The following is a 17,104-nucleotide window of genomic DNA, read 5'->3' on the forward strand; positions in this document are numbered from 1 at the left end:
CCCGGCCGCACGGCTGCAAAGCGCACTTTCCGGCTTTTCGGTACGCTTGAAGAGGAATGAGCAGATCTCATCAGCGACCAGCCTTCAGGCTTCGAACGATATTTCTGCCTCGCCGCAATGCTGTGAAGGCGGCGCCGATCGCGATCAGCCAGAGGCCTGCCTGCAAGACTTGATTGTGCCCGTTCCACAGCGGCTCGAGGATAGAGAGAACCGCCGCGGCCGTAATCGTCGCCATTCGGTGCTGCTTTGCCATCGGGCCTGAGAAGTCGCTCGGCGTCCCCGTTGCTCGTCCGAGCTCGCGAACATAGGCGGTCAACACCGCAAAGGCGGCTGCTGCCCAACCTAGGCCAGGGGATCCAACGCCATACCCCACGCCGACCAGGATCATGATATCGGCGATGCGGTCCGGGAATTCGTTCCAGAATGGTCCGTCGGAAGCGCCTTTGCCGCCTTCGACGGCAACCATGCCATCGAAGAGGTTGCACAGCAGCCGTAATTGGCAGAAGGCGGCCGCGAGAACGAGGAGGACGACCCGGATCCATCCGATCTCAAATCCGGCAAGGCAAAAGGAGCCGCCGGCCAGCGCCGCCGCGATCATGCTCGCCTGCGAAATCTGGTTCGGCATGATCGACCGTGACGCTAGCCACTGCGCAATGCGCTTTGCCCATTGCGTGTCCCTGCTTGCCAGCGGCCGCCGTTCGCCCGTTTCCGTCATGCCCCAATCCCCTTTTGGTAGAGAAAGTAGTTGTAGATGGCCGCATAGCTCGTCGAAACGGCCAGTGGCACCGCTATGGTCTTCAGGATTTCCGGCGTGCCGCTCAAGGCATGGATCGAGATCAGCACGCCAGTCGAGGCAAGGCATGCAATCAATGGCGGCGCCCAGAGCCTGGCGCGCCCCTTAAACTGCTTCGAGAGCCACTCGATCACGGTCTTGAGAAACAAGGTAAGACAGGCTGAGAGTCCGCCTTGTACAACGCCGGCCAGCAGGGCCTGTTGCAGCGGATGGTTACCGTTGGCGAGGACCGCCCAGCCGCCCATGGCGACGAATGCGAAGAGTACGTGTGTCTCACTGCTCTGAACCAAACGGCGTGCCATCGCCATCATGTGGTCGACCACCAGTAGCGAACGATGTGGAAGAAGATCGGTGCGGAAAAGACCACGGAGTCGAGCCGGTCGATCAATCCGCCATGGCCTTCGATCAGGTGACCCCAATCCTTGACGCCGCGATCTCGCTTGATTGCCGACATGACGAGGCCGCCGAAAAAGCCCATCATCGTGATAACAAAAGCCATGACCCCGGCTTGAAATGGCGTAAATGGTGTAATCCACCACAGCGCGGCGCCGATCAATGTGGCGCTGGCGACACCGCCGACAAAGCCTTCCACGGTCTTCGAAGGAGACAGGCTTGGCGCGATTTTCGTTCGGCCAAACAGCTTGCCCCAGACATATTGGAGAACATCGCTGAGCTGCACGATGATCACCAGGAAGGCGATCAGAAGAACGTTGCGGCCTTCGTAGCCCGGGATCGTCAGCGTCAACAACGCCGGAACGTGGGAGGCGCAGAATACGCAGATCATCAGCGCCCACTGGACTTCGGCAATACGTATGAGGAAACGCTCCGTATCGCCGCGCAGCACGGAGATGATCGGCATCAAGAGGAACGCGTAGACCGGAATGAAGATCGAGAAGATGCCGTATTGTCTCTCCCACAGCAGCCAGTATTGCAGGGGGAGCACGACGAAGAAAGCGGCCGCGAGGGCCCAGTGGTCGGCGCGCTTGGTGTCGGTCAGGGTGATGAACTCGCGTAGCGCCGCGAAAGAGCAGAAGCCGAACAGCAGCAGCACGCCAACTCTGCCGGCAAGAAAGGCGAGGCCGATCAGGATTGCCATGATCCACCACGCCTTGATGCGTGCATTCAGATTCTCGATCGCAGCATTCGATTGACCGGCCGGCAGGCGTCGTTGCAGCAGGTAGCCGATGCTTGAGGAAACGATGAGGAGCGTGAAAATGCCCAGGACAAGCGTCCACAGGTCGGAGTTCGCTGCGTTCATTCTTTGCCGCCTGGGTGCGTTGGTGACAGATCGAGCAGTGCCGTACGCGCCCTGCCCAGGAAGGTCTCTTTATTCTCACTGGCTTCAAGTTGTATGGCGTTGCCGAAGGTCACCGTGCAGATCAAGGGGATCGGGACAATCTCACCCTTGGGCATGACGCGATTGAGATTGTTGATCCAGACCGGCACGAGCTGAATGTCCGGTCGGGCCGAGGCAAGATGGAAAAGACCGCTTTTGAACGGCAATAGCTGCGCATCCGTCTGGTTGCGTGTGCCTTCGGGAAAGAGAATCAACGACGCGCCGGAATCAATGACCTCCGCCATGACTTCAATCGGATCACGTGTGCGCCTCTCGCGATCCCGCTCGATAAGCACAGCGTCAAAGACATCGCGGCCGATGAAGCGGTTGATCGACGACTTTAGCCAATACTCCGCGCCGGCAACGGGGCGTGTCCGCCGCCGCAAGCTTGGCGGCAGGACGGTCCAGACCAGAATGAAATCGCCATGACTGGAGTGGTTGGCGAAATAAACACACTGTCCGTCGGGAATACCGTCATTCGGCCAGATGGCGCGTACGGCCGTTATTGCACGCGCGAATACCACGATGGCCGCCGCGACAGGCTTCGCGATTATCCTCCTCACCGATTTCCAGCCCCCCGCTGCACTGACAAAGCAGTCTGCAAAACCTAGCGACATTTTTGGCTATCCGGAAGTCCTGCCTATGGCGGAAGTGATTGGGGGCTTAATACTCCCATATCCACCCTTCAACTGGAGCTGGCATGATGTGCGACGAACCGAACGGGTGACTTTGTCGAGTATGAAAAGGAAAGCGTTAACCATGGTCAGCTAGGAATGAGTCGGACGCAACGGAATGAGTCGATGACAGTACAGTCAAACAAAACTCTGCAAGCAATGACGACGAGCGAGATCGTGCTTTTCCCGGTCGCTTCGCGCGCCGGTGACATCGAACGGTGCGCGGCCGAACTGGATCGCCGCCATGGCGAGGAAGCAGTCACCTTCTGGAAGACCGAGTGCCGCCGGCTCGCCGCTGAGCTGACGTCGTTTGGCTGCTCCGACGACGAGGTCCGTAACCAGGTCATGACATTCCAAGCCGAGGTCCAGGCTGAGCTGGTTCGCCGGCATCAAGTGCGGGCAATTGCCGAAAGCCGCAGTGGCCGCGCCATCAAGCGCTGACCGCATCACGATCGGTTCCAGCCGCATTTGGGCTGCCGCTTTGTCGGACAACCCTTGCGGTTGAACGCGTCGTCCCGACGACAAAATCTTTCCAAATTATGCGCGAGATGAACCGTCTTGGTTCAGAAATTCCGCGCGCCCGGTGCTAGCATCCCTTGTTCTCGCGCGAATCTGTACAGATCCTGCGCGTATTCAGGTCGTTGCCTATCTCGGGAGGAAGGGCATATGCCGGCGGCAGATCTATCGAATATTCGCGGGAGCAAGCTGGCGGTCAGAATTGTCTGGCCGATCGGAAATGCTTGCCATTTTTGCGTTCTTCAACGAAATTTATAGGGCCGACCGGCAGTGGAGGAGCTGCCGACCAGATACGCGCGTGAAAACAATGACGGGAAAATAACGACACACGCATGCCGGACGCTGCGGTAACCGCGCGCCGGACTTGGGAGGGAAGGCATGTATTCCGGTGGTTTGAGATTTGGTCTGGCGGACGAGATCGAGGCGCTCCGCGACAGCGTTCGGCGTTTCGCGACGGAGCGCATCGCGCCGCTGGCAGCCGAGACGGACAGCAGCAACCGTTTCCCAGCGCCGCTCTGGCGCGAGATGGGCAACATGGGACTGCTTGGGATTACGGCCGAAGAGACCTATGGCGGCGCCGGTCTGGGATATCTGGCTCATTGCGTTGCGATGGAGGAGATCAGCCGCGCTTCAGCTTCGGTCGGGCTCAGCTATGGCGCGCACTCCAATCTCTGCGTTAACCAGATCAGCCGCAATGGAACGGAAGCGCAGAAGTCAAACTATCTGCCGAAGCTTATTTCCGGCGAGCATGTCGGTGCGCTTGCCATGTCAGAGCCGGGTGCCGGGTCGGACGTCGTTTCGATGAAGCTTCGGGCGGAGAAGCGCGGCGACAGCTACGTTCTCAATGGCAACAAGATGTGGATCACCAACGGCCCGGATGCGGATGTGCTGGTTGTCTATGCGAAGACAGACCCCGATGCGGGACCGCGCGGCATCACCGCTTTCCTCGTCGAGAAGGCCTTCAAGGGCTTTTCAACCGGCCCGAAGCTCGACAAGCTCGGCATGCGCGGTTCCAATACCTGCGAATTGATCTTCGAGGAGTGTGAGGTTCCCGAGGCAAATGTCCTCGGTGCTCTCGGTGGCGGGGCACGCGTTCTGATGTCGGGGCTCGACTATGAGCGCGTCGTCCTTTCCGCTGGGCCGATCGGCATCATGGCGGCCTGCATGGATGTCGTCGTGCCCTATCTTCATGAGCGAAAGCAATTCGGCCAGGCGATCGGCGAATTCCAGCTGATGCAGGGCAAGCTTGCCGACATGTACGTGACCATGAATACGGCGCGCGCTTATGTCTACGCCGTGGCCGCTGCCTGCGATCGCGGCGAGACGACACGCAAGGATGCTGCCGGCTGCATCCTCTATGCCGCGGAGAAGGCAACGCTTCTGGCCCTCGAAACGATCCAGGCACTCGGGGGCAACGGCTACACGAACGACTATCCCGCCGCCCGGCTCCTACGCGACGCCAAGCTCTACGAGATCGGTGCCGGAACCTCTGAAATCCGACGCATGCTGATTGGCCGCGAGCTCTTTGCTGAAACGGCCTGATCCGAACGTTCATCCGACAACCATCCTGGTGACCAATGACGGTTTTGAAGTCGCAGATTTCGACGAATTCGGAGAGCTTCAGGACAAATCGCGCGGCAATGGCCGAGGCGATTCGGGCCATCGAAGAGGCGGCTGTGAGTGTCGCCAATGGTGGCGGACCCGCCGCGCGTGAGCGCCATGTTTCCCGCGGCAAGATGCTGCCGCGCGATCGGATCGCAGCCCTGCTCGATCCGGCCACGCCGTTTCTCGAGATCGGATTGACCGCGGCCCACGGCATGTACGGCAACGAGGCTCCCGGTGCCGGCCTGATTACCGGCATCGGCCGTGTTTCAGGGCGCGATTGCATGATCGTCTGCAACGATGCGACGGTCAAAGGCGGCACCTACTTTCCGATGACGGTGAAGAAGCACCTGCGTGCGCAGGAAGTTGCAGCCCAGAACAATCTGCCGTGCATCTACCTGGTGGATTCCGGCGGCGCGAACCTGCCGAACCAGGACGAGGTGTTCCCTGATCGCGATCATTTCGGCCGGATATTCTACAATCAGGCCAATATGTCGGCGGCAGGAATTCCACAGATTGCCGTCGTCATGGGCTCGTGTACGGCAGGCGGTGCCTATGTACCGGCCATGTCCGACGAGGCGATCATCGTCGAGGGGCAGGGAACGATTTTTCTTGCCGGCCCGCCACTGGTCAAGGCAGCAACCGGTGAAGTCGTCTCGGCCGAGGATCTCGGTGGCGGCGATGTGCACACAAGGCTCTCCGGTGTAGCGGACCATCTTGCGCGCGATGACGGACATGCGCTGGCGCTGGCGAGGCGTGCTGTCTCCAACCTCAATCGATCTAAGGCGGGTGGCGTCGAGCGCCAAGCGGTCGAGGCGCCATTGTTCGATCCCGCGGAAATCGCAGGGATCGTTCCGGCCGACTTGCGCGTGCCCTATGACGTGCGCGAGGTCATTGCCCGTATCGTCGACGGCTCGCGCTTCGATGAATTCAAGGCACGTTATGGGACGACGTTGGTCTGCGGCTTCGCCCATGTCCACGGTATCCCGGTGGGCATTGTCGCCAATAACGGGGTGCTGTTTTCGGAATCGGCCCTGAAGGGCGCTCATTTCGTTGAACTCTGCTCGCAGCGCAGGATACCGCTGGTCTTCCTGCAGAACATCACGGGCTTCATGGTGGGCCGCAAATACGAAACCGAAGGCATTGCGAAGAATGGCGCGAAGCTCGTTACCGCCGTCGCAACAACAGGTGTGCCGAAGGTAACGATGCTGGTTGGCGGTTCCTTTGGGGCGGGCAATTACGGCATGGCGGGTCGCGCCTTCTCGCCGCGCTTTCTCTGGACATGGCCGAACAGCCGCATCTCGGTCATGGGTGGAGAGCAGGCGGCAGGCGTGCTCGCGACTGTGCGGGGAGAGGCGCTTTCCCGCGCCGGCACGCCCTGGTCGCCAGAGGAGGAGAGCAGTTTCAAGCAGCCGGTGCTCGATCTCTTCGAACGGCAGAGCCATCCGCTCTACGCGTCGGCGCGGCTCTGGGACGACGGGGTGATCGATCCGGCAAAGAGCCGCGATGTGCTCGGTCTCTCGCTGTCTGCGGCGCTGAATGCGCCGATTGAAGAGACGCGCTTCGGTCTGTTCCGGATGTGAGGTAGCGATGTTCCAGAAAATTCTCATCGCAAACCGTGGCGAGATTGCCTGCCGGGTGATCCGGACCGCCAGACGCATGGGGATCGCCACCGTGGCGGTCTATTCGGATGCCGATGTTGGGGCACTGCATGTCGAGATGGCGGACGAGGCGGTTCGCCTTGGGCCGGCCAGTGCACAGGAAAGCTATCTCTCGATCGAACGGATCCTTTCCGCAGCGGAGCGGACCGGCGCCGAAGCCATTCACCCCGGTTATGGGTTTCTGTCCGAGAATGCCGACTTTGCGGCAGCCGTGGAGGCCGCGGGGATGGTCTTCATTGGACCGCAGCCGTCCTCCATCCGTGCCATGGGACTGAAGGACGCGGCAAAGGCGCTGATGGACCAGTCCGGCGTGCCCGTGGTTCCCGGCTATCATGGCGAGGAACAAAATGACGGCTTTCTGGCTGATCAGGCGACCCTTATCGGTTTCCCCGTGCTCATCAAGGCCCGCGCCGGCGGTGGCGGCAAGGGCATGCGCCGCGTCGACAGTGAAGAGGATTTTCCCGAGGCACTCGCGGCCGCACGGCGGGAGGCGAAAGCAGCCTTCGGCGACGATGCCGTATTGATCGAGCGGTATCTCATTCGCCCACGCCACATCGAAGTTCAGATCTTCGGCGATCGTCATGGAAACGTCGTGCATCTTTTCGAACGCGATTGCTCGCTGCAGCGTCGCCACCAGAAGGTGATCGAAGAAGCGCCGGCACCGGGGATGACGCCGGAGATGCGGCGCGCGATGGGCGACGCCGCCGTACGTGCGGCGCGTGCCATTTCCTACCGTGGGGCCGGCACCGTGGAATTCATCGCGGACGTCTCGAACGGCCTCTGGCCGGATCGCTTCTACTTCATGGAGATGAATACCCGCCTTCAGGTCGAGCATGCTGTCACCGAAGCGATCACCGGCGTCGACCTGGTCGAGTGGCAATTGCGTGTCGCTGCCGGCGAGCCCCTACCGAAGAAGCAGTCGGAGCTTGAGATCTACGGTTGGGCCCTCGAGGCTCGGATTTACGCAGAGGATGCTGCCAAGGGATTTCTGCCGGCGACGGGAACGATCAGGCATCTGGACTTTCCGGATGTTACGGCGCGGATCGATGCCGGAGTCCGTCCAGGCGACACGGTCTCCGCCCATTACGATCCGCTGATCGCCAAGATGATCGTGCATGGACCAAACCGCAATGTCGCTCTGTCGCGGTTAACCCATGCGTTACAGAGTTCACATGTCGTTGGCGTCACCACCAATTTGGACTTTCTGGCCAGGTTGAGTGCGCAGGAGGAATTCGTCGCCGGCCATCCCGATACCGGCCTGATCGATCGCGATCTTCAATTGCTGACGGCAATCGAGTCGCCTGCAGACACGGTTGTTGCTCTTGCAGCGGTGCTGTCGCTGGGTGCGCTTAGGCAATCATCGGATGGCGATCCATGGCTGACGCTTGGGCACTGGCAGCTTTGGAGCGAAATGCAGCGCATCGTCGCGCTGACCTACGAAGGAGGGCATTCAACGCTACGGGTTGCCGCAAAGGGGTTTGATTTCTTTGCGGTACACGACGGCCGGCGCGTCATTCCAGTGAAAATCGTCAGTCGGCAGAATGACGGATGCCGGGCGGAGATCGATGGCCGGCAAGTCCGCGTCAAGGCGAGCCTGGCGGCACATCACTTGGTGGTCAGTGTCGATCACAGAACCCATATTTTCCACCTCGGAAACCCGCTCGATTTCAGTGCGAGCGATGTGGCGGATGGCAACAGGCTGATCGCCCCGATGCCGGGCTTTGTGAAAATCGTGCGCACGAGTTCGGGAGCCGCGGTCTCCAAGGGCGATGCGCTTGTCGTCATGGAAGCGATGAAAATGGAACTCACACTCGTTGCGGCCCGCGACGGAACGGTGGAAGCAGTCGAGGTGAGTGAAGGCCAGCAGGTCGATGAAGGCGCGGTGCTTCTGACGCTTCGGGTAGAGGAGACGTGATTGTGCAGCCCGGAGAATCGTCATTGCTGCCGCGGGATGTCTCGATCGTCGAGATGGCACCACGCGATGGGTTGCAGAACGAGAAGGATTTAATCCCGACCGCCACGAAAATTGCTCTGATCGACATGATCTCGGAATGTGGTTTCGAGCGGATCGAGGCGACAAGCTTCGTCAGCCCGAAGTGGGTGCCGCAACTTGCTGATGCGGCCGAAGTCATGGCCGGCATTAAGCGGAGACCAGGTGTTCGCTACGCAGTTCTGACGCCGAATATGAAAGGGTTCGACGCGGCAATCGCGGCGGGCGCGGACGAGGTCGCGATCTTCGCGTCCGCCTCGGAAAGCTTCTCGCAAAAGAACATCAACTGTTCCATCGCCGAGAGCATCGAGCGCTTCAAGCCGGTTGCCGAAGCAAGCCATGCGCGCGGCGTCCCGATGCGCGGCTATGTCAGCTGCGTCGTCGAATGTCCCTATGAGGGTACGGTTTCGCCCGATGCGGCGGCGCGCGTTGTCGAGAGCCTGCATTCTTTAGGCTGCTACGAGATCAGCCTCGGTGATACGATCGGCAGAGGACGGCCGGAGGAGGTCGATCAGATGCTGGTCACGGTCCTCTCGTCTGCACCGGCGACCATGCTTGCCGGTCATTTCCACGACACCGATGGCTGGGCCCTCGACAATATCGAGGTTTCGTTGAAGCACGGGCTGCGGGTTTTCGACGCCTCAGTCGGCGGCTTGGGCGGTTGCCCCTACGCACCGGGCGCAAAGGGAAATGTCGATACATTGGAAGTCGCCCAGTTCCTTGCCCGCAAGGGTTATCGAACCGGGCTCTCGCCGCAAAAGCTGGAAGAGGCTGCGCGCTTTGCCCAGAGCCTCAGGAGTGCAGGGTAATGCCGGAAACGCTGATGATTTCGATCGACGAACGCGGTGTTGCTCGGCTTACGCTGGCCCGCGAAGACAAACACAATGCCATGTCCGCCGGAATGATCGACGAACTGACGGAAGCGGCAAACGCTCTCGGATCGGATAGGAATGTACGTGTCATCGTACTTGCGGGGGCGGGCAAGAGCTTCTGTGCCGGAGGTGATCTGGAGTGGATGAGTGCCCAGTTCCAAGCAAGCCGGGCGGAGAGAATCGCCGAAGCGCGGCGGCTGGCGATGATGTTCAAGGCGTTGAACGAGGTTCCGAAGCCACTCGTTGGCTCCGTCCACGGGAGTGCCTTTGGCGGTGGTGTTGGTTTGATCAGCGTCTGCGATACCGTGATCGCTTCGGAAACCGCTCGTTTTGGCCTGACGGAAGTTCGGCTTGGCCTCATTCCAGCAACGATCAGCCCCTATGTCGTGGCGCGAATTGGCAGTTCTGCGGCGCGGTCCCTCTTTGCTTCCGGCCGAACGTTCGAGGCGTCCCATGCCAAATCGATCGGTCTTGTTGCCTCCGTCGTGCCGCTAGGTGATCTCGAATGGGCCATCAATCAGGAAGTCGCCGAATTCCTCGCAGCTTCGCCGCAGGCCGCAGCGCGCGCCAAGGCCCTTGCACGTTCGCTTGCCACGCCAATTACAGACGAGATCATCGACAACGTGATTACCCAACTCGCGGACACGTGGGAAACAGAAGAGGCGCAAGCCGGCATTGCCGCCTTCTTCGAAAAACGCCGATAGAATTCCAGCGGGCGTCGACTGCCGGGGAAGACTGACTCAAGCCGGGTGTGGGATTTATGGCGGAGAGGGTGGGATTTGAACCCACGATACCCTTGCAGGTATGCCGCATTTCGAGTGCGGTGCATTCGACCACTCTGCCACCTCTCCGCGGTTTGGTCGGCGCTCGTTCGGCGCGGTGGGCTACATAGCGACAGAATGACGGGCTGGCAAGACGAAATCTCAAAGCTTTTCATCCTTTTGCCTTGACAGTGTTTTGGGCCTCGCGTATCTCGGCTTCGCAATAGGTGTGGATAACTCTGCACCTTACCAGTCTCGCGCTCGCGCGGGGTGGATCACCGGCAGCGAGAGTTCTGGGCTAAAGTCTCTGAAATCCCTGCTTAACCTCGACTGATAAAAAGACGGCCACCTGCTTGTTGGGCGGGTATGAGCCGGAACGAACATGAAAGGATAAAAAATGTTCGCAGTCATCAAGACCGGCGGTAAGCAGTACCGTGTGGCGGCAAACGACGTGCTGACCATCGAGAAGCTTGAAGCAACCGCTGGCGACGCAATTGAATTCACCGAAGTCCTCGTAATCGGCGAAGGCGCCGACGCTGCGATTGGTGCTCCCTTCGTCAAGGGCGCTTCCGTCAAGGCCGAAGTGGTCGAGCACAACCGCGGCAAGAAGGTCATCGCCTTCAAGAAGCGCCGTCGTCAGAACTCGAAGCGTTCGCGCGGCCATCGCCAGCATCACACCGTTGTCCGCATCACGGACATCGTGGCTGCCAAGTAAGATCACGGGACTTAAGGTTTAAAGGAGAACACCAATGGCACACAAAAAAGCTGGCGGTTCATCGCGCAACGGTCGTGATTCCGAATCCAAGCGCCTTGGCGTGAAGAAGTTCGGTGGCGAAACCGTCATCGCAGGCAACATCATCGTGCGTCAGCGCGGTACGCAGTGGCATCCGGGCGCCAATGTCGGCCTCGGCAAGGACCACACCATTTTTGCGCTTACGGCCGGCAATGTGAACTACCGTACGAAGGCCAATGGCCGCGTGTACGTGTCTGTAATGCCGAAAGCGGAAGCAGCGGAATAAGCCGGTAGCGCTCTAAAACAGCCGGCGTCTCATCGACCCGGCTGAGCGTATCAGGTTCAGTCCAGAAAACAGGGGAGATGGGGCGCCATCTCCCCTTTTTTCTTGTCCAACGAAGGAGGACTGAACATGCAAGGCGAATTGTTGAGGGAAGGCCAATCGCGGTCTTTCAGGGAAGACCAGCGGTCTCCCAAGGAACGGCTGAGGCCGGAGCGGTTAAGGACCGATTGCCCTGTCTTACTGTCGGAGCGGCTCGTCATGCGCGCGCCGCACGAAGAAGACATCGACGCCCTTGCCCATCTTGCCAACAACGCCAAAGTCGCCACCATGGTGTCGCGTATGCCGCACCCGTATACGGCCAATGATGCCGCCGACTTCGTGCGACGCACGAAAAACGGCGAGATTGGCAAGTGCGTCTATGCGATCACGAAAGCCGAAAATGGCGCCTTCATGGGGTGCTGCGGAGTTGAACCGCATCTTGACGGGCGGACTGTCGAGATCGGTTACTGGCTAGGAGAACCTTACTGGAATCAAGGCTTTATGACTGAGGCGTGCCACGCCCTGGTCGATATGGTCTTTCGTACGAGGCAGGATGTCGATCAGATCGATGCTCGTTGCCGGGTGATGAACGTCGCTTCGCGGCGGGTCATCCAGAAGTGCGGCTTCCAGTTCCAGGGATCGGGCCTTGCGGCATCGCTGGCGCTCGGCAGTAACGTGCCGGTCGAGTGGTACAGGCTTGACCGCAAGACCTGGATGTCGCTGAGAAGCTGGGGGAGCGTCTTATGAACGCGATCAGTCTTCAAAGGCCCAGGAGCCAGTCGATGGCGCCCGGCCCGATGCCTGTCATTGCGACCGACCGGCTGGTTCTCCGGCCGCACCGGCTGAGCGATGCCGATGCGATCGCGGACACGTTGTCCGACTTCGCCGTGACCCGCATGCTCGCGCGTGTTCCTGCTCCTTACGACAAGCAGGACGCGCTCGACTGGCTGGTACCGGTGACGGCTGGCGGTATGCCCGACTGGCAGTTTGCGATCACGACTGGCGACGACGCCCATATCGGCGTCGTCGCGATCGAGCTTCGCCATGGTCAATGGCACCTCGGTTACTGGCTGAACCGTTTCTACTGGCGGCGCGGCTACATGAGCGAGGCGGTATCAGCTGTGTTGGAGCGTTTTTCGCGCCGCATGCCCGAGACCACGCTTCATTCCGGCGTGTTCGCCGACAATCCGGCCTCGCTGAAGCTGCAGGAGAAGCTCGGCTTCCGCATGACCGGTTGCAGCGAGATCTACAGCTTCGCACGCAACACCATGGTCACGCACGTCGAGACAATGCTGAAGCCGGGCGCGTTGCAACAGGCGAGGATTGGTTGAAGAAAGAAGAGGCGTCCCGAGGTGTTCGGGACGCCTGCCTATTCACCGTCGATCTCGACCCAGACGGGGAAGTGGTCGGAACCGACCGAATCGGTATCGATCTTTGCCGATTTCAAGCGGCCCGTGAGGCCGCAGCTGACAAAGATGTAATCGAGATGCATGCGTTTGCCATGATCCTTTGGGTCCATCCAGCTATAGCTGCCAAGCGGGTAAGCCTCCAACGCCGCAAGCGCATCGACAGGCGTGCCGATGCGCGGGACGCGTCCGTAGTAGCCGTCCTTGGCGCCGGCAAGAATGCAGTATTCCGGCGACTCCGGCGTCATGTTGAAGTCACCCATGACGACGTAATCCTCGGGCAATGGCGGATCATCGACGTCGACCTCTGCAGCGCCCGTGACGGAGCCGCCCTCGGAAACGAAGGCGTTGATGCGTTCGTTGAGGTGGGCGAGCTGGCGACTGCGCTCGTCGATGGAGACGTGATCGAGATGCACGGAGTAGACACGCAGCGCCCCCGCCGGCGTTTCGATCACTGCTTCAGTTGCGCCGCGCTGGAGATTGACCTTGGAGATCGTTCGGCTGCGCGGCAGAAGCAGCGTTCGGGTCGCGAGGATCGGCCAGCGCGAGAGTACCATGTTGCCGAATTGGAAGCGCGTTCCGCGTGGCGGCCAGCCATCGGAACCCTCTTCGATATGCAGGTCACAAGCCGCTCCATAGACCCAGAAATGGTTGGGAAAAAGCTCTGCAAGGTCGGCAACCATGTCGGCATAGTCGTTCCTGGCGAAGCCGCGAGTGACCTCCTGGAGCGCGATGATGTCAGCACCCTCGAGGCTCGCGGCGATTCGGTCGAGGTCGTAGATGCCATCAAGACCGAAGCCGTACTGTATGTTATAGCTCGCAAACTTCACGATAATCCTTTGACCTCCGATTGAACCGCCTATATCGAAAGCGGCAAGAGGGGCGATGAACAGCCACCGGACATGGAAGTAAAATGAAATTTCTCGACGAAGCAAAGGTCTATATCAAGTCTGGAGACGGCGGCGCGGGCAGCGTCTCGTTCCGACGCGAGAAATTCCTCGAATTCGGCGGCCCGGATGGCGGTGACGGCGGACGCGGCGGCGACGTCTGGGTCGAGGCAGTAAATGGCCTCAACACGCTGATCGATTTCCGCTACCAACAGCACTTCAAGGCCAAGGTCGGCACGCACGGGATGGGCAGGGACCGCACCGGCGCCAATGGCGACCACGTGACGCTGAAGGTGCCTGTCGGCACGCAGGTTTTCGAGGAAGACCAGGAAACACTGATCTGCGACCTCACCGAGGAAGGCCAACGCTTCCGGCTCGCTACCGGCGGCAACGGGGGCTTCGGAAACGCGCACTTCAAATCCTCGGTCAACCAGGCACCGGACTGGGCCAATCCCGGTCTTCCCGGTGAGGAAAAGACGATCTGGCTGCATCTGAAACTGATTGCAGATGCCGGTCTCGTCGGATTGCCGAATGCCGGCAAGTCTACGTTCCTTGCGGCTGTCACTCGCGCCCGGCCGAAGATCGCTAATTATCCCTTCACGACATTGCACCCGAACCTCGGCGTCGCGACGGTTGATGGCCAGGAGTTCATCCTTGCCGACATTCCGGGGTTGATTGAAGGCGCGCATGAGGGCGTCGGGATTGGGGACCGGTTCCTTGGTCACGTCGAGCGTACGCGTGTGCTGCTGCATCTTGTCTCCTCGCAGGAGGAGAAGGTTGGCAAGGCGTACACGACCGTGCGCCGTGAACTCGAGGCATACGGCGGTGATCTTGGCGACAAGCTGGAGATCGTTGCGCTTTCGCAGATCGATGTGCTTGATGATGCTACGCTGAAGAAGAAGACCAAGGAACTTGCCAAGGCCTGCGGCAGGACACCGTTCCAGATTTCCGCAGCCACGGGCAAGGGCATGACGGAAGTGTTGCGCGCCTTGCGGGACATCATCGTCGAGGCGAATGCCGGTACGGCCGAAAAACTCGCGAAGGCACCAAAGCTCCGTCACCGCGATATGGTGTCGGACGATGAAGGCGAGGCCAATGACGACGCGTAAGTCGCTCGAGCGCTATCGCCGCGTCGTTATCAAGATCGGCTCGGCCCTCCTCGTCGATCGCAAGACGGGCCTGAAGAAGGCGTGGCTCGACGCGATGTGCCGCGATATCGCAGCGCTGAAGGCCAAGGGCGTTGATGTCCTCGTCGTTTCCTCCGGTGCTATTGCACTCGGTCGCTCCGTCCTCGACCTGCCTTCGGGCGCCTTGAAGCTGGAGGAAAGCCAGGCGTCGGCGGCCGTCGGCCAGATCGCCTTGGCCCGCGCCTGGTCGGAAAGCCTGTCGCGGGACGAGATCGTTGCCGGTCAGATTCTTCTGACGCTCGGCGATACCGAAGAGCGCCGCCGCTATCTCAACGCGCGCGCCACTATCAACCAGCTTCTGAAGATTGGCGCGGTGCCGATCATCAATGAGAACGATACTGTTGCCACCAGCGAAATCCGCTACGGCGACAATGATCGCCTGGCCGCGCGTGTCGCGACGATGACCGGCGCTGATCTGCTCATTTTGCTGTCCGATATCGACGGGCTCTACACGGCACCGCCGCACCTTGATCCGCAGGCCGAGTTTCTCGCTACGATCGCTGAGATCACGCCTGAGATCGAAGCCATGGCAGGGGGCGCGGCATCCGAACTGTCGCGCGGCGGGATGCGCACCAAGATCGATGCCGGCAAGATCGCGACGACGGCTGGCTGTGCCATGATCATTGCGTCAGGCAAGACGGACAGCCCGCTTTCGGCAATCGAGAACGGGGCGCGGTCCTCTTGGTTTGCGCCTTCTGGGACGCCCGTAACAGCGCGAAAGACCTGGATTGCTGGTCAATTGCAGCCGGCGGGCGAACTTCACGTCGACGAGGGCGCCGTTGCGGCACTCGGCGCCGGCAAGAGCCTGCTGCCAGCCGGCGTGCGCAAGGTGGTCGGGCTTTTCAGCCGCGGCGATACGGTGGCAATCGTTGGCCCGCACGGGCGCGAGATCGCGCGCGGGCTTGCCGGCTACGATGCCGAAGAGGCGCGGCAGATAACCGGTCGTAAGTCGGCGGAGATCGAGGCAATTCTCGGCTACGCGGGGCGAGCGGCAATGATCCATCGCGACGACATGGTGATGACGTCGCAGATCGGTTCGAAGTCGGAAAGGCAGAAGAAGGACACAAGCTATGCTTGATACCGTTGCGCAGAGCCCTGACATTGACGCGCTGATGAACGACATCGGCCGCCAAGCCAAGGCTGCCGCGCGACCGTTGGGCTTTGCGTCAACCGAGGCGAAGAACAAGTCGTTGAGCGCCATGGCGGATGCGATCCTCGCCAACAAGGATGATATCCTCGCCGAGAATGCCAAGGATCTGAAGGATGTCGCCGGTACGGAGATGCTAGCCTCATTCGTTGACCGCCTGACGTTGACCGACAAGCGCATTGCCGAAATGGCTGACGGGATCCGCGCCATTGCTGCCCTCAAGGATCCGGTCGGCGAAGTGATCGCGGCTTGGGATCGGCCGAATGGTCTGAAGATCGAGCGCGTCCGCACGCCGCTCGGCGTCATCGGCGTGATTTTCGAGAGCCGCCCGAATGTGACTGCGGATGCTGGCGCCCTGTGCCTGAAGGCCGGCAACGCTGTCATTTTGCGGTGTGGTTCTGATTCCCGGCGTTCCTCGCAGGCAATCCATAGCTGCCTTGTGCAAGGCCTGAAGGCCGCAGGGCTTCCGGAGCATGCAATTCAGCTTGTGCCGGTAAGCGACCGGGCTGCCGTCGGCGCGATGTTACGCGGACTGGGTGGCGCGATCGACGTGATCGTTCCGCGCGGCGGCAAGAGCCTTGTTGCACGCGTTCAGAACGAGGCGAGAGTGCCGGTCTTCGCGCACCTTGAAGGGCTTTGCCATATCTATGTGGATGCCTCGGCCGATCTTGCCATGGCCAAGGAGGTCATCGTCAACGCAAAGATGCGGCGCACCGGAATTTGCGGCGCGGTGGAAACCATCCTTGTGGACAGCGCTGCGGCCAGCGTCCATCTTCGCCCGCTGCTGGAGGCCCTCGCAGGCGCCGGTTGCGAGATCCGCGGTTCGGCGGCGGTCGTTCAGGCGATGCCCGGTGTGAGGGCCGCCACCGAGGAAGATTGGTCGACGGAATATCTGGATGCCATCGTTTCGGTTGCTGTTGTCGACGGCATCTCCGGTGCGATCCAGCATATCCAGACCTACTCCTCCAATCACACCGAGGCTGTTATTGCCGAGGATCCGGATGTGGTTGAGCGATTCTTCACCGAGGTTGATTCCGCAATCCTGCTGCACAATGCATCCACCCAGTTTGCCGATGGCGGCGAGTTCGGGATGGGGGCAGAGATCGGCATCGCCACGGGCAAGATGCATGCCCGCGGCCCCGTCGGCGTCGAGCAATTGACATCCTTCAAGTATCGGGTGCGCGGCACCGGACAAACCCGGCCCTGACGTGATCAAC

The 17,104-nt window shown here is 60.6% G+C and carries 18 protein-coding genes and 1 tRNA gene; 13 read left to right on the forward strand and 6 right to left on the reverse strand.

The features are described 5' to 3' along the window. Window positions 1-70: 70 nt before the first annotated feature. From FHT77_RS10515 to FHT77_RS10530, 4 genes are read right to left on the reverse strand one after another with little or no spacing between them, the layout of a single operon-like run. Complete coding sequence (locus FHT77_RS10515; protein ID WP_183754977.1) at window positions 71-715, reverse strand: CDP-alcohol phosphatidyltransferase family protein; 645 nt, start codon at window positions 713-715, stop codon at window positions 71-73. Beyond that, window positions 712-1,104 carry a hypothetical protein gene (locus FHT77_RS10520; protein WP_183754979.1) on the reverse strand — a complete coding sequence of 131 codons (393 nt, stop codon included), beginning with the start codon at window positions 1,102-1,104 and terminating at the stop codon, window positions 712-714. Before FHT77_RS10520 ends, FHT77_RS10515 begins: the two co-directional genes overlap by 4 nt. Next, the gene (locus tag FHT77_RS10525) at window positions 1,101-2,051 is read right to left on the reverse strand and encodes a phosphatidate cytidylyltransferase (RefSeq protein ID WP_183754981.1); all 951 of its coding nucleotides are present in this window, start codon (window positions 2,049-2,051) and stop codon (window positions 1,101-1,103) included. The genes FHT77_RS10520 and FHT77_RS10525 overlap by 4 nt, the downstream gene beginning before the upstream one ends. Then, window positions 2,048-2,692 carry a lysophospholipid acyltransferase family protein gene (locus FHT77_RS10530; protein ID WP_183755322.1) on the reverse strand — a complete coding sequence of 215 codons (645 nt, stop codon included), beginning with the start codon at window positions 2,690-2,692 and terminating at the stop codon, window positions 2,048-2,050. The genes FHT77_RS10525 and FHT77_RS10530 overlap by 4 nt, the downstream gene beginning before the upstream one ends. Window positions 2,693-2,929: 237 nt before the next feature. On the opposite strand from FHT77_RS10530, the gene FHT77_RS10535 reads away from it, so the two are divergent. From FHT77_RS10535 to FHT77_RS10560, 6 genes are all read left to right on the forward strand, one after another. Continuing rightward, window positions 2,930-3,244: a DUF6074 family protein gene (locus FHT77_RS10535; protein WP_183754983.1), complete on the forward strand. Its 315-nt coding sequence runs from the start codon at window positions 2,930-2,932 to the stop codon at window positions 3,242-3,244. Window positions 3,245-3,697: 453 nt separating this feature from the next. Then, on the forward strand, window positions 3,698-4,861 hold the full coding sequence (locus FHT77_RS10540; RefSeq protein WP_183754985.1) for an isovaleryl-CoA dehydrogenase: 1,164 nt from the start codon (window positions 3,698-3,700) through the stop codon (window positions 4,859-4,861). Window positions 4,862-4,896: 35 nt separating this feature from the next. Beyond that, the gene (locus FHT77_RS10545; RefSeq protein ID WP_183754987.1) at window positions 4,897-6,504 is read left to right on the forward strand and encodes a carboxyl transferase domain-containing protein; all 1,608 of its coding nucleotides are present in this window, start codon (window positions 4,897-4,899) and stop codon (window positions 6,502-6,504) included. 7 nt (window positions 6,505-6,511) lie between these two features. After that, a complete protein-coding gene (locus FHT77_RS10550; RefSeq protein ID WP_183754989.1) occupies window positions 6,512-8,497 on the forward strand; it encodes an acetyl/propionyl/methylcrotonyl-CoA carboxylase subunit alpha in 1,986 nt (661 codons plus the stop codon). After that, on the forward strand, window positions 8,494-9,381 hold the full coding sequence (locus FHT77_RS10555; RefSeq protein ID WP_183754991.1) for a hydroxymethylglutaryl-CoA lyase: 888 nt from the start codon (window positions 8,494-8,496) through the stop codon (window positions 9,379-9,381). The genes FHT77_RS10550 and FHT77_RS10555 overlap by 4 nt, the downstream gene beginning before the upstream one ends. Continuing rightward, complete coding sequence (locus FHT77_RS10560) at window positions 9,381-10,148, forward strand: crotonase/enoyl-CoA hydratase family protein (protein ID WP_183754993.1); 768 nt, start codon at window positions 9,381-9,383, stop codon at window positions 10,146-10,148. The genes FHT77_RS10555 and FHT77_RS10560 overlap by 1 nt, the downstream gene beginning before the upstream one ends. 57 nt (window positions 10,149-10,205) lie before the next feature. Here FHT77_RS10560 and FHT77_RS10565 read toward each other — a convergent pair. Beyond that, a tRNA-Ser gene (locus FHT77_RS10565) sits at window positions 10,206-10,295 on the reverse strand. A gap of 307 nt (window positions 10,296-10,602) precedes the next feature. On the opposite strand from FHT77_RS10565, the gene rplU reads away from it, so the two are divergent. The 4 genes from rplU to FHT77_RS10585 all read left to right on the forward strand — a co-directional run bounded on the left by rplU (window position 10,603) and on the right by FHT77_RS10585 (window position 12,591). Further along, on the forward strand, window positions 10,603-10,920 hold the full coding sequence (gene rplU / locus FHT77_RS10570) for a 50S ribosomal protein L21 (protein ID WP_007528566.1): 318 nt from the start codon (window positions 10,603-10,605) through the stop codon (window positions 10,918-10,920). 34 nt (window positions 10,921-10,954) lie between these two features. Continuing rightward, the gene (rpmA, locus tag FHT77_RS10575; protein ID WP_018855954.1) at window positions 10,955-11,224 is read left to right on the forward strand and encodes a 50S ribosomal protein L27; all 270 of its coding nucleotides are present in this window, start codon (window positions 10,955-10,957) and stop codon (window positions 11,222-11,224) included. Window positions 11,225-11,350: 126 nt separating this feature from the next. Continuing rightward, entirely contained in the window at window positions 11,351-12,007 is a 657-nt protein-coding gene (locus tag FHT77_RS10580; protein WP_183754995.1) for a GNAT family N-acetyltransferase, read from the forward strand. Beyond that, window positions 12,004-12,591, forward strand: coding sequence for a GNAT family N-acetyltransferase (locus FHT77_RS10585; protein WP_183754997.1), 588 nt, complete (start codon window positions 12,004-12,006; stop codon window positions 12,589-12,591). Before FHT77_RS10580 ends, FHT77_RS10585 begins: the two co-directional genes overlap by 4 nt. 38 nt (window positions 12,592-12,629) lie before the next feature. On the opposite strand, the gene FHT77_RS10590 is transcribed toward FHT77_RS10585, so the two are convergent. Further along, on the reverse strand, window positions 12,630-13,496 hold the full coding sequence (locus tag FHT77_RS10590) for an endonuclease/exonuclease/phosphatase family protein (protein WP_183754999.1): 867 nt from the start codon (window positions 13,494-13,496) through the stop codon (window positions 12,630-12,632). 83 nt (window positions 13,497-13,579) lie between these two features. Here FHT77_RS10590 and obgE point away from each other — a divergent pair, with 83 nt between their 5' ends. The 3 genes from obgE to FHT77_RS10605 are packed head-to-tail and all read left to right on the forward strand — an operon-like array spanning window position 13,580 to window position 17,094. Then, window positions 13,580-14,662: a GTPase ObgE gene (obgE, locus tag FHT77_RS10595; protein ID WP_037131719.1), complete on the forward strand. Its 1,083-nt coding sequence runs from the start codon at window positions 13,580-13,582 to the stop codon at window positions 14,660-14,662. After that, window positions 14,649-15,818 (forward strand): glutamate 5-kinase, encoded by a 1,170-nt coding sequence (gene proB, locus FHT77_RS10600; protein WP_183755001.1) that lies wholly within the window; start codon window positions 14,649-14,651, stop codon window positions 15,816-15,818. Before obgE ends, proB begins: the two co-directional genes overlap by 14 nt. Then, window positions 15,811-17,094: a glutamate-5-semialdehyde dehydrogenase gene (locus FHT77_RS10605; RefSeq protein WP_183755003.1), complete on the forward strand. Its 1,284-nt coding sequence runs from the start codon at window positions 15,811-15,813 to the stop codon at window positions 17,092-17,094. Before proB ends, FHT77_RS10605 begins: the two co-directional genes overlap by 8 nt. The last annotated feature ends 10 nt before the right edge of the window (window positions 17,095-17,104 follow it).

The organism is Rhizobium sp. BK181, assembly GCF_014193305.1.
Taxonomy (GTDB): domain Bacteria; phylum Pseudomonadota; class Alphaproteobacteria; order Rhizobiales; family Rhizobiaceae; genus Rhizobium.